This is a genomic window from Kitasatospora sp. NPDC053057 (genome assembly GCF_044546945.1).
In the GTDB taxonomy this organism is placed as follows: Bacteria; Actinomycetota; Actinomycetes; order Streptomycetales; family Streptomycetaceae; genus Kitasatospora.
The window spans coordinates 74,902-89,754 of sequence record NZ_JBITZP010000014.1 but is presented as its reverse complement, the minus strand read 5'-3'; the positions used below and the strand labels follow the sequence as shown (position 1 = coordinate 89,754).

Here is a 14,853-nt window from a genome sequence, read left to right as displayed (position 1 = left end):
CCGATGACCACCGAGGGGGTGAAGACGACGACACCGGCGACCGCGCCGGGAGCGGCCCGGCCGACCGGCAAGCGTGGCGTCGTCGGCCGGCTGTCCTGGGGGCTGGCCGACCAGGCGGCCTCCAGCATGACCAACTTCGCGGTGGGCATCTACGTGGCCCGCGAGCTGGGGGTGAGTGCCTTCGGCGTGTTCAGCCTGGCCTGGCTGACCTACGGCGTGGTGCTCAACGTCGCCCGCGGGCTGGCCACCGACCCGCTCGTGGTGCGCTTCAGCGGCGTGCCGAACGCGCCCTGGCGGGCCGCCGCGGCGCGGGCGACCGGGGCCGCGCTCGCCGTCGGCGCCACCCTCGGCGCGGTGTGCCTGCTGGTCGGGCTCGGCCTCGGCGGCCGGGTCGGGCCCGCCTTCGCCTGCCTCGGCGTCGCCCTGCCGGCGCTGCTGCTCCAGGACGCCTGGCGGTTCGCGTTCTTCGCCGCCGGCACCGGGAAGAAGGCGTTCACCAACGACCTGGTGCAGGGCGTCATGCTCGTCCCGGCCATGGTCGTGGCGGCCCGGGTGGGCACCGTGGCCGCCTTCCTGCTCGCCTGGGGCGCCTCCGCCGCGGTCGCCGCGGCGTACGGCTGCCTCCAGTCCGGCCTGCGGCCCCGGGTGACCAGGGCCCGCGGGTGGCTCCGCGAGCAGCGCGACCTCGGCAGCCGGTACCTGGTCGAGAACGTCAGCCTCAGCGGCGCCGGCCAGCTGCGGGCGTACGGGCTCGGCGCGATCGCCGGGGTCGGCGCGGTGGGCGCGGTCCGGGGCGCCGAACTCCTGCTCGGCCCGTTCCTCGCCCTGCTGATGGGGCTGTCGCTGGTCACCGTGGCCGAGGCGGCCCGGGTGCTGCGGCAGGCACCGCAACGGCTCGGCAGGTTCTGCCTCCTGCTGGGCGGCGGGCAGGCCGCCGCCGCGCTGCTGTGGGGCGCGGCGCTGCTGCTGATGCCGGACCGGGCGGGCGAACTCGTCCTCGGCGACGTCTGGCACTCCGCCTCGCAGCTCATCGTCCCGGCCACGCTCGGCGTCGCGGGCGCCGGCCTCGGCAGCGGCGCGGCGGCCGGGCTGCGCGCGCTCGCCGCGGCCCGGCGCAGCCTGCGCTGCCAGCTGTTCGCCTCCGCCTGCTACCTCGGCGGCGGGCTCGGCGGGGCGGCCGCGGCCGGCACGGTCGGCTCGGCCTGGGGCGTCGCCGCCGCGACCGCCTGCGGCTCGGCCCTGTGGTGGCTGCAGCTGCGGAGCGCCCTGCGCGAACGCCCCCGCAGGCCCGAAATGAGCGACCCCATCCCCGAAGTGAGGACACCGTGACCGCCGTTCCCCGACTGAGCATCGGCCTGCCCGTCTACAACGGCGAGGAGTACCTCGCCGAGTCGCTCGACGCCCTGCTCGGCCAGACCTACGAGGACTTCGAGCTGGTCATCACCGACAACGCCTCGACCGACGCGACCGAGTCCATCTGCCGCGCGTACGCCGCCCGGGACTCGCGGATCCGTTACCTGCGGCTGCCCCGGAACATCGGCGCCGCGCCCAACCACAACTACGTCTTCACCCAGTGCCGCGGCGAACTGTTCAAGTGGGCCTCGCACGACGACCTCTACGCCCGGGACCTCCTGCTGCGCTGCGTGGAGGCGCTGGACGAGCGGCCGGAGATCATCCTCGCCCACTCCGGCCAGGCGGTCATCGACGAGCACGGCCGGGTGAAGGTCCCCTACGAGTACGGGCTCGCCACCGAATCGCCGTACGCGCCGGAGCGCTTCCGCAGCCTGCTGTTCGAGCCCGGCGGCGACGACTTCTACGGGGTGATGCGGGCCGACGTGCTGCGCCGGGTGAAGCCGCACGACAGTTACCACCACGCGGACCGCACCTTCGTCGCCGAGATCACCCTGCACGGGCCCTTCCACCAGGTGCCGGAGCTGCTCTACTTCCGCCGCGACCACCCCACCCGCGCCGAGCGGGCGAACCCCTCCAAGCGGTCCCGGTGCGTCAACCTGGACCCGCGTCGGGCCGGGCCGCTGCACCCGACGCCCCGACTGCTCGCCGAGTACGTCTGGGGCTTCGCCTCGGCGATCCGGCGGGCGCCGCTGTCCCCGGACGACCGGCGCGCCTGCCACCGCCACCTGGCCTCCTGGATGACCAGCCGGCTCCGGCCGGGCGCCGGCGAGCGGGTCGAGGACCGCGCCCCGGCCGACCCGGCCCGGCTCACGGTCTCCGTCGACGCCCTGGTGGCCGGACGCGAGGGGAGGCGGGCATGAAGCAACCCCCATTGCGGGTAGGGGTGTTCGGCCTGCTCGGCTCCGGCAACCTCGGCAACGACGGGTCGCTGGAGGCCGTGCTCGGCTACCTGCGCGCCGAGCACCCGGAGGCGGTCGTGGACGCCCTGTGCGGCGGACCGGAGGTCGTCGCGGCCCGGTACCGGATCCCCGCGACCCGGCTGCACTGGTACCGCGGCGAGTACCGGACCGCGTCGCGGGTGGGCGCGATCGCGGCGAAGGGCCTGGGCAAACTCGTCGACGCCGTCCGCACCGCCGCCTGGGTGCGCCGGCACGACGTGGTGATCGTGCCGGGCATGGGCGTCCTGGAGGCCACACTGCCCCTGCGGCCCTGGGGCTTCCCGTACGCGCTGTTCCTGCTCTGCGCCTCCGGGCGACTGGTCGGCACCCGGGTGGCGCTGGTCGGCGTCGGCGCCGCCGCGATCGCCGACCGCCCCACCCGGGCCCTGGTGCGCTGGTCGGCACGGCTGGCCGCGTACCGGTCCTACCGGGACACGCTGTCCCGCGACGCGATGTGGGCGATGGGCGTGGACACCGCGCGGGACGAGGTCTACCCGGACCTCGCCTTCGCCCTGCCGACGCCCGCCGCCCCGGATCCCTCGCCCGGGCGGGTCTGCGTGGGCGTCATGGACTTCCACGGCGGCAACGACGACCGTGCCCGCGCCCGCGAGATCCACCGGCGCTACGTGGACGGGACGACCTGCTTCGTCCGCACCCTGGTCGAGGACGGCCGGCAGGTGCGGCTGCTCATCGGCGACGGCGCCGACGCCGCGGTGGTCACCGCCATCATCGAGGCGGTCGGCTCACCGTTGGTCACCGCCTCCGATGCGGCCTCCCTGGCCGAGCTGATGGAGGAGACGGCGGCCGCCGACTCCGTGGTGGCGACCCGCTACCACAACCTGATCTGCGCGCTGAAGGTCGGCACCCCGACCCTCGCCCTGAGCTACGCGGCCAAGAGCGACGCGCTCATGGAGCGGATGGGCCTGGGCGCGTACTGCCATCCGGCGCGCGAGGTCGACGCCGACCGGCTGCTGGAGCAGTTCCGGGAGCTGGAGAAGCGGTCGGCGGAGCTGCGGCTGACCCTCGCCGAGCGGAACCTCGCGGCCGGCCGACGCCTCGGCCACCAGTTCACCGCCCTGACCGCGGCCCTCTTCCCGAACTTGCCTAAGGACCACTCTTGAAGGTCACCGAAGTCCCGGCGATCGCCGGCGCCTACCTGTTCACCCCGACCCCGTACACCGACGAGCGCGGCTTCTTCTGCCGCACCTTCGACGCCGAGGTGTTCCGCTCCGTGGGCCTCGACCCCGACGCCTTCGTGCAGCACAGCGTGTCCCGTTCGGTGAAGGGCGTCCTGCGCGGCCTGCACCTGCGCTCCGGCGCCGGGGAGGCCAAGATCGTGCGCTGCTCGCACGGGGAGGTGTTCGACGTGGTCGTGGACCTGCGCCCCGACTCGCCGACCTACCGCAACGTGGCCACCTTCGAACTGTCCGGCGAGACGCAGGCCAGCGTGTACATCCCGGCCGGGTGCGCGCACGGCTTCCAGGCGCTGACCGACGCCGACGTCTCGTACCGGATCGACCGCCCGCACGACCCGAGCGAGGACGTGACCATCGCCTTCGACGACCCGGAGCTCGCCATCGCCTGGCCGCTGCCGCCCGTGTCGATGTCCAAGCGGGACCGGGAGGCGCGGAGCCTCGCCGAGGCCCTGCGTTCTGAGGAGAACTGAGTCCCATGACCGTTGACGACTTCCAGCTCCCCAAGTCGCGGGCGGCCAACGAGCGGCTGCACGCCCTGATCCCCGGAGGCGCACACACCTACGCCAAGGGCGACGACCAGTACCCCGAGCACCTCGCACCGGTCATCAGCCACGGCCGCGGCGCCCACGTCTGGGACGTCGACGGCAACCGCTACGTCGAGTACGGCTCCGGCCTGCGGTCGGTCAGCCTCGGCCACGCCCACCCGCGGGTGCTGGAGGCGGTGCGGCGGGAACTCGACCGCGGCAGCAACTTCGTCCGGCCGTCCGTCGTGGAGGTCGAGGCCGCGGAACGCTTCCTGGCCACGGTGCCGACCGCCGAGATGGTGAAGTTCGCGAAGAACGGCTCCGACGTCACCACCGCCGCCGTGCGGCTCGCCCGCGCCGCCACCGGGCGCCCGCGGGTGGCCATCTGTGCGGACCACCCGTTCTTCTCAGTTGACGACTGGTTCATCGGCACCACCCCCATGGACGCCGGCATCCCCTCGGCGATCACCGACCTCACCGTCTCCTTCCCCTACGGGGATCTGGCCGCGACCGAGGAACTGCTCACCCGCCACCGGGGCGAGATCGCCTGCCTGATCCTCGAACCCGCCGGCCACACCGAACCGCCGCCCGGATACCTCGCCGGCCTGCGCGAACTGGCCGACCGGCACGGCTGCGTGCTGATCTTCGACGAGATGATCACGGGCCTGCGCTGGTCCGAGGCCGGCGCCCAGGGCTTGTACGGCGTCGTCCCCGACCTCTCCACCTTCGGCAAGGCCCTCGGCAACGGCTTCGCCGTCTCCGCCCTGGCCGGGCGCCGCGACCTGATGGAGCGCGGCGGGCTGCGCGGAGACGGCGACCGGGTGTTCCTGCTCTCCACCACCCACGGCGCGGAGACCCACTCGCTGGCCGCCGCGATGGCCGTACAGGCCACCTACGTCGAGGAGGGCGTCACCGCCCGGCTGCACGTCCTCGGCGAGCGGCTCGCCGCCGGTGTCCGTGAGGCCGCCGCCGCCATGGGGGTCGGCGACCACGTCGTGGTCCGGGGCCGGGCCAGCAACCTGGTCTTCGCCACCCTCGACGAGAACCGCCAGCCGTCGCAGCGGTACCGCACCCTGTTCCTGCGGCAGCTGCTAGCGGGCGGGGTGCTGGCCCCGTCGTTCGTGGTGAGCAGCGCGCTGGACGAGGCCGACATCGCCCACACCGTCGACGCGGTGGCCGCGGCCTGTGCGGTGTACCGGAAGGCGCTGGACGCCGCCGACCCCACCCCCTGGCTGGGCGGGCGGCCGGTGAAGCCGGTGTTCCGGCGCCAGGCCTGACCTAAGGGTCCGCTACCCGATCGACCAGCCACGCGGTCGCCGGACCTGACCAAACCTCGGTGCAACCAGCCAGGAGCGGCCGTACGCTGTGCGGATGGAGCGAGCTGCAGTGACTTCGTTTCGTGCGGTGGTCTTCGACTTCTTCGGCGTCCTGACGTCGAACATGGTCGAGGTCATCACGTGGTTCGAGAACCGGGAGCGGATCGCCCCGGGGACGTTCCTGCGTGCCTGGTCCGACCCCCGGGGGCAGGACCTGTTCCGGAATCTTGAACTCGGCCGGATCAGCCAGGAGGACTGGAACACCGGGTTCGCGGCCCTGATGGGCGTGAAGCCGGACAACCTGCTGGCGAGGTACCTTCACGACGCTTTTCCGGCGTACCAGGTTCTCCAGGTCGCGCGGCAGGCTCGTGCGGAGGGGGTGCGGACGGCGGTACTGTCCAACAGCCTCGGGCGGCAGCCCTACGACCCGTACGCGGGTTTCGATCTGCACGGCACCTTCGATGCGGTGGTGCTGTCGGCGGAGCATGGTGTCCGCAAGCCCGAACCCGAGGCGTTTCAGGTCGTGCTGGAGCGCCTCGGTGTCGGCGCCGGGGAGTGCCTGTTCGTGGACGACAGTGAGGAGAACCTCGTCGCTGCCCAGCGGCTCGGCTTCACCCCTGTGCTGGGGCTGGACGAGGATGTGGTCGCCCGACGGCTACGCGAGCTCCTGCGCCTGCCCGGCTTCTAGGAAGTCGCGGACCCCTGCGTGGTGGCGACGGACCGGGTACCCGCGCCCTGCAACGGGACCTCGCCCGCCGCTGGAACGCTCCCCTCGAACGCCCCACCTGGTGGCAGGACTGGAAGAACGCCAAGAGCAATCTGACCACCTACCGCTTCCACCGCTCCGGCCAGCCGACCGCCGGATGGCTCTCCCTCACCACCAACCGACGAGAGCACCACGGCACCGACCTCACCGTCCACGACTTCTGGGCAGACGACCACGACTGCGCTGCCGCGATGCTCGCCTTCCTCGGCCGCCACCACAGCCGCACCGAGACCATCCACTTCCGCCGCGGAGCCCTCCCACCCGCACACCTGCTGCTGCACAACCTCCACCGCTACCAGGTCACCACCCAAGCCTGGCACCCCTGGATGCTGCGCATCCTCGACCCCCAAGGCGCGGTACGCCTGCGCGGCTGGTCCCACGACATCGACCTCGAACTGCCCATCGAGATCGGGCAAGCAGCCCCCCGCACGACGCCCCACCGCTACCTGCTACACATCTGCGCCGGCACCGGCGACCTCACCCCCACCCCGGACGAAGGCCACGTGACCCTCACCACCGGTCAGTTCGCGGTGTGGTACGCCGGAGGCTGGCGCAGCCCCGAGACAGCCCGACTCTCCGGCGTCCGCATCCGTTCCAACGCTGCCCTCGCCGGGCTTCTCAAGGCAACAGCCGGTGAGGCCCCCTGGCTGCCCGACCACTTCTGAGCCCACGGAAGAAGGCGATCCGGACTGCCCGCTACCAAGACCTCCGCTCCCTCACGCCGTCGAGGTCCGAAGAGTCTCGACGTCCGACGGTATGACGCTGCCGAGCCAGAGGGTGTCGCGGGCGCGGGTCATGGCGACGAAGAGCTGACTCCGGGCGAGTTCCGCTCGTTCCGCCGCCACTTCCCCGCCGTCCTCGGCCCTGCACCGGAGGGCCTGGTCGTGGCACGGCAGGTAGACGTGCTTGAACTCCAGCCCCTTGGCCTTGCGATAGGTCCCGACCTTCACCGCCGCGACAGGGCAGCCCTCGTACTGTTCGAGCGAGACGACGGGCACTCCCGCCTCGGCGAGAAGCCGCTGGTAGTGCTGGAGCTGTTGCCGGTTCGAGCAGAGAAGCGCGGCATCGCCCCAGTTCCCCGGGAAGTTGACGTGGTTCTCCGGCGGCCCCGAGGCCGGGTCGCCAAGGTCTCGTTGCAGCGCCGCGAGCAGCGCCGCGTCGTGCTCGACACGGGTCGGGGCCTCTACCCGTGCGACCCGGCCGGCCCGGTAGGACTGTTCGACGTCGCGCTTGCCCGGGGTGCGCTCCCCGTCGAGGTCCTCGAAGTCGTCGCCCTGGACGATGCTGAGAGCAGTGTCCAGGATCTCCTTCGCATTGCGATAGTTGGTGCGCAGCACCTGGCTCCGGTCGCCCCGGATGTCGATGCCGGCGTCGCTGAGGCGGAATCCTCCCGGGTAGACCGCCTGTTGGCCGTCGCCGATCAGCAGCAGACCGTTGGGAACGCTTCCGGCGAGGTTCCGCAGGACACGCAGGCCGGTGAGGGACAGGTCCTGGATCTCGTCGGTGATCACCGCGGCGTACGGCGGCGGGGCGGCCGTGACGCGCAGTTGCTCGGCGGCCAGCGAGAGAACGTCGTTGAAGTCGTGGATCCCGCGCTCGACGCGCAGCCGTTCGTACTCCTCGTACAGGGCCCAGACGGCTTCGCGGTGGTTGCGGCGCAGTACGGTCCGACGGCGGCGGCGCGGCAGGACGGCGTACTCGTCGAAGCTCGTGATTCCACGACCCTTGATGACGTAGTCGATCTCCTCACGCCAGTAGTGGGACGTCGCGTCGAGAGAGGCCAGTACGGTGTCACGCCCCGACCGGAGCCAGGCGAGGCTGTAGGCGGATCGAGCACGGTTCCCGTGCAGGCGTGTCTCGATGCCGTGCTCGCGCAGGTACGACTGGACCCAGCCGTGCAGACTGCTGAACTCGACCCGGTCGGCGATCGCCGGGGCCATCGCCTGGAGGAAGGTGCGTTGCACCCGGGGGAGGTTGTTGGCGAAGGTGACGTAGAGAATCCGGCCGGTGGTGCGCTGGGCGAGGTAGGCGGCACGGTGCAGGCCGACGACGGTCTTTCCGGTGCCCGCCGGGCCGGAGATGCGTGCCGGGCCACCCCAGTTGCGGCGGACCAGTGCCGCTTGGTCCGGGTGGAGGAAGGTCATCCACTGCTCGATGGGCGCCTGCCGCGCGGCGGCCATCTCCGCTTCACGCAGGGCCTCTCCGTCGAAGAGCGTGTCCGGCTCGGGCGGAGCCGGCTGCGGGACGGTGGTGCGGGCCGCGGGAACCTCCGCGGACTCGTACGCGGGGAAGACACGGGACAGGTGATCGGAGATCGCCCGCACTGCGGCGGGTCTCAGCCGAGCGGGCTCGGAGGCCAGTGCCGGAGCCACCTCCGGTTCGCCCAGCAGGTGCACGACGCCGAGCCGGAGGTTCACCCGGTGTCCGGCGAAGACCATGACCGGCCGTACCGCCACCGGGGACAGGCCCAGCTCTCCCACGGCCCGTTCAGCCACCTGTGTGACTGCAAGCAGCTTGGCCACCTCGTTGTCCCGATTCTGCCCGGCCGCGTACAACTGGCCGTTCACCAGGGTGGGTTCGGCTCTCCAGTTCTTGACGCCGATGACGAACACACCACCGGGTCCGACCAGCAGCATGTCCACGTTCGCCGTACGCGTCCCGGGCCAACGGCGGTCCACGAGCAGCCGCCACCCGCGCGCGGTGAGGAACAGCAGCCGTGCCGCGACCTGTTGCTCACCGTCGCTCGCCGCCTCCCACCGGCCCGCCTCGCGCCGGGCGGCCTGCCATTGTTCACGCAGGTCACGTTCCCGCCGCCGAGCGTCCTGCGCCCGCCTCCCCGCCGATCCACCCGCAGCCATGCACATCCCCCAATCGACACGCAGCGTGACGATCATAGTGCGAAGCGCGAGATTGCACAGGGTGTGAGGGCGAACGAATCCCCCCGGCACCACAGTCGCCGCCGAGGGCGCACGCGCCGGAGGCCCCCAGGGGAGGCCGACATCGACCACACCGTCGACGTGGTGGCCGGGGCGTGCGCCGTGTACCGGAAGGCGCTGGATGCCGGCGACCCCACCCCCTGGCTGGGCGGGCGGCCGGTGAAGCCGGTGTTCCGTCGCCTGACGTGAAGTGACGTGGTGTGTCGTGAGGTGCCGACGTCAGCGGTGCTTCCGCCGACTGACGTCGGCCATCCGGTCGGCCGTCCGGTCGACCAGCCGCGCTGTCGCCGGTACCACCGCCAGGGCGGTGCACCAGCCGGCGAGGGCGTCGGTCGGGTAGTGCGCGCCCAGCGCGACCTGCGCCCAGCCCATGGCGGCGCCGGCCACCAGCGCCGCTAGCGCCGCTAGCCCGAGCCCGACCGCGGGCCCGTTCCGGCCCTGGCGGCCCGTCGCGAGCATCGCCACGACGAGGGCGAGTGCGGTGGCGAAGGCGGTGTGCCCGCTCGGGTACGACAGGTTCTCGCCGTGGATGGTGCGCCCCACCAGGTGCTTGAGCAGCGTCGCCGCCCCCACGGTCAGTCCGACCGCGGCAACGGTGAACACTGCCGCGCGAGGACGCCGCAGCAGCAGGCAGCCCGTCACGGCGGCCACGACCAGCGCCGTGGATCCCACCGGCTCCCCCAGGGAGTCCAGGGCCAGTGCGACGGACCGCCACGGCGGCCGCACGCCGTCCAGCGCCGCCCCGATCCGCGCGTCCACCCTCCCGGGCCCGCCCTCACCGGCATACCGGACCCCGAGCACGACGACCACCAACGCGGCGAACCCCGCAACCAGCCCGAGCCACCCGTGCCACGACGCCGGCAGCACCGCCGCGCCCGCCCGCCGGCCGCTCACCCGCCCACCGAAGTTGTCCGTATCATGCCTCAACATACCTTTATCGCAGTGTAGTTGAGCAAGATGGAAGCCCCGGTCGGCATCGGCCGGGCGTCCGTCGGCGGAGCCGGGCCGGTGCTGGCTGATCCAGATCGCGCCGTGACCGTGGGTGGTCACGACTCCTGGCTGTCCGGCGCCGGAGAGGCCGGAGAGTTCGACCCGGCGTTCCGCATCCTGCCGCTGTTCAGTCGCGCTGTTGGCTCGGCCTCGTCGGCGCAGAGGCGTCTGTCGCGTCAAGTTTTGGCAATGATTTCCATCTCCTGCTTCAGGCATCTAGTTATGAAAACCGTTTCCATCTAGGCTGAGGGCGTCCACCGGAGCTGGCCCCTGCCTGTGGGGGCAGGGGTCAGCAGGTTTGAAGGAGTAGTCGCCATGCGTGCCGCCCTGTCCAGCAAGGCCCGTCGCAAGCCCGCCAGAGTCGTTCCCGTCAGAGCCGTTCTCGCGGCCACCGCCGTCGCGGCGCTCGCCGCCACCAGTGCGTGCTCGACCGCCTCGTCGGCGAAGAACGCCTCCGGTGGTTCGAGCAGCGGCGGGGGATCGAAGGTGATCCAGGTCGTCGCGGCGGAGAACTTCTGGGGCAGCATCGCCACCCAGCTGGGCGGTGACCACGTGAAGGTCACCAGCGTCATCACCAACCCGGACACCGACCCGCACTCCTACGAGCCGACCGCCGCCGACGGCCGGACGGTGGCGGGTGCGGACTACGTGATCAGCAACGGGATCGGTTACGACGCCTGGTCGGACAAGTTGCTGTCTGCGAACCCGGCATCGAGCCGTACCGCCCTGAAGGTCGGCGACCTGCTGGGCAAGAAGGAGGGCGACAACCCGCACCAGTGGTACTCGGCTGAGAGTGTCACCAAGGTGATCGACCAGATCACCGCCGACTACAAGAAGATAGACCCGGCCGACGCGGCCTACTTCGACACCCAGAAGCAGACGTTCACCACCCAGACGCTGGCCAAGTACCACCAGGTCGAAGCCGACATCAAGGCCAAGTACGCGGGCACCCCGATCGGCGCCTCGGAGTCGATCGTGACCCCGCTCGCCGAGAGCACAGGCCTGAAGATGCTCACCCCGGAGACGTTCCTGGACGCGGAGAGCGAGGGCACCGACCCGACCGCCGCCGACAAGGCCGCCATCGACCAGCAGATCTCCGGCAAGCAGATCAAGATCTACGTGTACAACACGCAGAACTCCAACCCCGACGTGGTCGCGCAGGTCAACGCCGCGAAGGCGCAGGGGATTCCGGTCGCGCAGGTGACGGAGACCCTGGCTCCGGCGAACGCGACCTTCCAGGACTGGCAGACCCAGGAGCTGCAGGGCATCGCCGACGCGCTGAAGCAGGCGACGGGCAAGTGAGCATCCACCCGGCCGAGAAGGTCCGTACGGAGATGGAGCGCACCGTTCCCGGCGCGGAGCCGGTGCTGTCGCTGCGTGGGGCCGCTGTGCGCGTGGGCGGGCGGACCTTGTGGTCGGGTGTCGATCTGGCTGTGGGGGCCGGGGAGTTCACCGCGGTGCTCGGCCCGAACGGGGTCGGCAAGTCCACGCTGGTCAAGGTCCTGCTGGGGGTCCTCCCGGCGGCGGCCGGTGAGGTGCGGGTGCTCGGCGCGGCGCCCGGGGAGCGCAGCGCCGCGGTGGGCTACCTGCCGCAGCGCCGCAACTTCGACGCGAGCGTGCGCATCCGCGGGGTGGATGTGGTGCGGCTGGGCCTGGACGGGGATCGGTGGGGGATCCCCGTCCCGGGTCTGGGCCGGGCCAAGCGCCGGGCCGCCCGGGAGCGGGTCGATCAGGTCATCGAGTTGGTCGGAGCGAGCAAGTACGCGCACCGGCCGATCGGGCAGTGCTCGGGTGGCGAGCAGCAGCGGCTGCTGATCGCCCAGGCGCTCGTGCGGCGTCCGCGCGTGCTGCTGCTGGACGAGCCGTTGGACAGCCTGGACCTGACCAACCAGGCCGCGATCGCCTGCCTGTTGGGCAAGATCTGCCACCTGGAGGGGGTGTCGGTGGTGATGGTCGCCCATGACGTCAACCCGATACTCCACCACCTGGACCGGGTGGTGTACATCGCCGAGGGTGGCGCCGTCTCCGGCACCCCGGAACAGGTGATCACCTCCGAGACGCTGACCCGCCTGTACCGCACGCCGGTTGAGGTGCTGCAGACGTCGGACGGGCGGCTGGTGGTGGTCGGCCAGCCGGAGGCTCCGGCCGTCCACACTGACCGGCACGGCACAGGAGGCCGCGATGTCACTGGCTGACACCGCATCACCGGTGTTCTCCTGGAACCTGCTTGCGGACTTCCAGGACATGTGGTCCTACCTGTCCATGGTGAACGCGTTCCGGGCCGGGCTGGTCGTGGCGGTGGTGTGCGCGGTGGTGGGCTGGTTCATGGTCCTGCGCCGGCAGACCTTCGCCGGGCACAGCCTCTCCGTCGCGGCCTTCCCCGGCGCTTCGCTGGCGGTCCTCGCGGGCTTCTCCACGACGCTCGGCTACTTCGGGTTCTGCATCGCCGCCGCGCTGGTGATCGCCGCGCTCGGGCGCAAGGGCAGGGAGAACGGGGCGGAGGAGACCGCGGTCACCGGTACCGTGCAGGCGTTCGCGCTGGCCTGCGGGTACTTGTTCATCAGCCTCTACAAGGGCCTGCTGGAGGGGCCGACGGCGCTGCTGTTCGGCGACTTCCTGGGGATCACCACCGGCCAGGTCGTTGTGCTCGCGGTGGTCGGCGCGGTGGTGCTCGCCGTGCTGGCGGTGATCGGACGGCCGCTGCTGTTCGCCTCCGTCGACCCGCAGGTGGCTGCCGGGCGCGGGGTGCCGGTGCGGCTGCTGGGCGCGGTGTTCCTGGTGCTGCTGGGCGCGGCGACGGCCGAGGCGAGCCAGATCACGGGCACGCTGCTGGTGTTCGCGCTGATGGTGATCCCGGCCGCGACCGCCCAACAGCTCACCGCCAGGCCGGGGCCCAGCTTGCTGCTGTCCGTGGTGCTCGCGCTGGCGGCGTGCTGGGCGGGGCTGATCACGGCGTACTACCAGCCCTATCCGCTCGGCTTCTTCGTCACCGGCTTCGCGTTCGCGGGCTACCTGCTCGCCCACCTGATCCGCTACATCCGCGGGGCATTCGACCGCGCCCGCGGGCCGCTCGCGATCGGAGGAACCGCATGAACGCGGTGATCACCCAGGCGTTCTTCCAGCACGCGGTGCTGGCGGGGACGTTCATCGCGCTGGCCTGCGGGCTGGTGGGCTACTTCCTGGTCCTGCGGGCCCAGATCTTCACCGGTGACGTGCTCAGCCACGTCGCGTTCACCGGAGCGATGGCCGCCCTGGCCGGCGGCTACGACCTGCGGCTCGGTCTGTTCGCCGCGACCATCGGCGTGGGTCTGCTGATCGGCGGGCTCGGCCGCCGGGGCCGGGCGGACGACGTGGTGATCGGCAGCGTCTTCGCGTGGATCCTCGGCCTGGGCGCGTTCTTCCTGACCGTCTACACCACCTCGCGCAGCGGCGCCCAGGGCGGCGCCGGAACCAGCGTGCTGTTCGGCTCGATCTTCGGTCTGCACGGCAACCAGACCACCGTCGCCGTCGTGATCGCGGGTGCGGTGTGCCTGCTCCTGCTGCTGATCGCCCGCCCGCTGCTGTTCGCCACCCTGGACGAGGCCGTGGCCGGCGCCCGCGGCGTACCCGTACGGCTGCTGGGCTTCGCCTTCCTCGCCCTCGTCGGCGCCACCGCCGGCGAGGCCACCCAGGCGGTCGGCTCGCTGCTGCTGCTCGGCCTGCTCGCCGCCCCGGCCGGCGCCGCGATCCGCCTCACCGACCGCCCGTACCGCGCCCTCGCGTTGTCCGCCGCACTCGCCGTCGCCGAGATGTGGGGCGGACTGCTGCTCAGCGCGGCCGCCCCCAAGCTCCCGCCGAGCTTCGCCATCATGGCCACCGCGAGCGCCGTCTACGCCGCCACCTTCCTGGTCCGTCCACACCGCGCCGTCCGCCCGGCGGCGGCCTGACCGCAGCGCTGAACGGGGGAGAGGATGACCGACACGAAGCCCACTGCCTTCGTGGCCGCCGCCGGCCGTACGCCTGCTCGCCCGGCCGCCGGTGACGTCGAGTTGCTCGGCCGGCCGACTCCGCGCCGCGCCGAGGTCCTGCAGGCGCTGGTCGATTCAGAGGAGTTCGTCAGCGCCCAACTGCTGTATGCCCGATTGGTCCAGGCCGGTTCGCGGGTCGGCCTGAGCACCGTCTACCGCACCCTTTCCGCTCTCGCCGCCGTCGGCCGCGCCGACGTCGTGCGCGACGCCAACGGCGAACGGCTCTTCCGCTACCGGCCGGGCCCGGACCACCGTCACTACCTGATCTGCCGCGAGTGCGGTCTGAGCCTGCCGGTCGACTCAACGGCCGTCGAGGCCTGGGCCGAGCAGATCGCCGAGATATCCGGCTTCACGCAGGTGCACCACACCGTCGAGCTGGCAGGCGTCTGCCCCAACTGCCGCACCACCGCCTGACCGGCGCTCGACCTCAAACAACTTCCTTACCGAGGAAGGCATTCGCCATGCCCAGACCTGCCACTCCGCGCCTCGCGGCGCTGTCGACCGCTCTCAAGAGCCGGACCCGGGAACTGCTCGCGCTGACCGATGACGACATCGTCATGATCCGCCAACTCGACTGCACCGAACCCGGATGCCCACCGGTGGAGACGGTGGTCGCGGTGCTGCCGCCCTCGGGTGCCACCAGGCGCTGGACGCTGCACCACCCACTGGACGAGATCACCCCGGAACTGCTCGCACACGCCCTGGCCGAATCGCCGGGCACCGATGAAGGAGAACGACCTTGACCACCACCGAAGTTGAAGATACCC

Annotated in this window: 16 protein-coding genes; 14 read left to right on the top strand and 2 right to left on the bottom strand. The window is 71.8% G+C overall.

Annotated elements, in window-relative coordinates:
• Positions 1-3 precede the first annotated feature (3 nt).
• The 7 genes from ACIG5E_RS17100 (at position 4) to eis (ending at position 6,818) form a co-directional block, all read left to right on the top strand.
• Positions 4-1,329 (top strand): hypothetical protein, encoded by a 1,326-nt coding sequence (locus tag ACIG5E_RS17100; RefSeq protein ID WP_396534224.1) that lies wholly within the window; start codon positions 4-6, stop codon positions 1,327-1,329.
• Positions 1,326-2,273 (top strand): glycosyltransferase family 2 protein, encoded by a 948-nt coding sequence (locus ACIG5E_RS17095; RefSeq protein WP_396534223.1) that lies wholly within the window; start codon positions 1,326-1,328, stop codon positions 2,271-2,273. The genes ACIG5E_RS17100 and ACIG5E_RS17095 overlap by 4 nt, the downstream gene beginning before the upstream one ends.
• Positions 2,270-3,472, top strand: a complete 1,203-nt coding sequence (locus tag ACIG5E_RS17090) for a polysaccharide pyruvyl transferase family protein (protein WP_396534222.1) — start codon at positions 2,270-2,272, stop codon at positions 3,470-3,472. Before ACIG5E_RS17095 ends, ACIG5E_RS17090 begins: the two co-directional genes overlap by 4 nt.
• A complete protein-coding gene (gene rfbC, locus ACIG5E_RS17085; RefSeq protein WP_396534221.1) occupies positions 3,469-4,017 on the top strand; it encodes a dTDP-4-dehydrorhamnose 3,5-epimerase in 549 nt (182 codons plus the stop codon). Before ACIG5E_RS17090 ends, rfbC begins: the two co-directional genes overlap by 4 nt.
• A 5-nt stretch (positions 4,018-4,022) precedes the next feature.
• Entirely contained in the window at positions 4,023-5,348 is a 1,326-nt protein-coding gene (locus ACIG5E_RS17080) for a glutamate-1-semialdehyde 2,1-aminomutase (RefSeq protein WP_396534220.1), read from the top strand.
• 94 nt (positions 5,349-5,442) lie between these two features.
• A complete protein-coding gene (locus tag ACIG5E_RS17075; protein ID WP_396534312.1) occupies positions 5,443-6,075 on the top strand; it encodes an HAD family hydrolase in 633 nt (210 codons plus the stop codon).
• Between the two features lie 14 nt (positions 6,076-6,089).
• Positions 6,090-6,818: an enhanced intracellular survival protein Eis gene (gene eis / locus ACIG5E_RS17070; RefSeq protein WP_396534311.1), complete on the top strand. Its 729-nt coding sequence runs from the start codon at positions 6,090-6,092 to the stop codon at positions 6,816-6,818.
• A 51-nt stretch (positions 6,819-6,869) separates the two neighbouring features.
• Here the strand turns inward: eis and ACIG5E_RS17065 are convergent, their stop codons facing one another.
• Both ACIG5E_RS17065 and ACIG5E_RS17060 read right to left on the bottom strand, forming a co-directional pair.
• Positions 6,870-9,011: a UvrD-helicase domain-containing protein gene (locus tag ACIG5E_RS17065; protein ID WP_396534219.1), complete on the bottom strand. Its 2,142-nt coding sequence runs from the start codon at positions 9,009-9,011 to the stop codon at positions 6,870-6,872.
• Positions 9,012-9,308: 297 nt separating this feature from the next.
• Positions 9,309-10,019, bottom strand: a complete 711-nt coding sequence (locus ACIG5E_RS17060) for a phosphatase PAP2 family protein (protein ID WP_396534218.1) — start codon at positions 10,017-10,019, stop codon at positions 9,309-9,311.
• 18 nt (positions 10,020-10,037) lie between these two features.
• Between ACIG5E_RS17060 and ACIG5E_RS17055 the strand changes: the two genes are divergently transcribed.
• The 7 genes from ACIG5E_RS17055 (at position 10,038) to ACIG5E_RS17025 (ending at position 14,829) form a co-directional block, all read left to right on the top strand.
• A complete protein-coding gene (locus ACIG5E_RS17055; protein ID WP_396534217.1) occupies positions 10,038-10,322 on the top strand; it encodes a hypothetical protein in 285 nt (94 codons plus the stop codon).
• 72 nt (positions 10,323-10,394) lie between these two features.
• Positions 10,395-11,381, top strand: coding sequence for a metal ABC transporter solute-binding protein, Zn/Mn family (locus ACIG5E_RS17050; protein ID WP_396534216.1), 987 nt, complete (start codon positions 10,395-10,397; stop codon positions 11,379-11,381).
• Complete coding sequence (locus ACIG5E_RS17045; RefSeq protein WP_396534215.1) at positions 11,378-12,274, top strand: metal ABC transporter ATP-binding protein; 897 nt, start codon at positions 11,378-11,380, stop codon at positions 12,272-12,274. Before ACIG5E_RS17050 ends, ACIG5E_RS17045 begins: the two co-directional genes overlap by 4 nt.
• On the top strand, positions 12,261-13,172 hold the full coding sequence (locus ACIG5E_RS17040; protein ID WP_396534214.1) for a metal ABC transporter permease: 912 nt from the start codon (positions 12,261-12,263) through the stop codon (positions 13,170-13,172). Before ACIG5E_RS17045 ends, ACIG5E_RS17040 begins: the two co-directional genes overlap by 14 nt.
• Positions 13,169-14,005 (top strand): metal ABC transporter permease, encoded by an 837-nt coding sequence (locus ACIG5E_RS17035; protein ID WP_396534213.1) that lies wholly within the window; start codon positions 13,169-13,171, stop codon positions 14,003-14,005. The genes ACIG5E_RS17040 and ACIG5E_RS17035 overlap by 4 nt, the downstream gene beginning before the upstream one ends.
• 24 nt (positions 14,006-14,029) lie before the next feature.
• Positions 14,030-14,500: a Fur family transcriptional regulator gene (locus ACIG5E_RS17030; protein WP_396534212.1), complete on the top strand. Its 471-nt coding sequence runs from the start codon at positions 14,030-14,032 to the stop codon at positions 14,498-14,500.
• A gap of 47 nt (positions 14,501-14,547) precedes the next feature.
• Positions 14,548-14,829, top strand: coding sequence for a hypothetical protein (locus ACIG5E_RS17025; protein WP_396534211.1), 282 nt, complete (start codon positions 14,548-14,550; stop codon positions 14,827-14,829).
• Positions 14,830-14,853 lie beyond the last annotated feature (24 nt).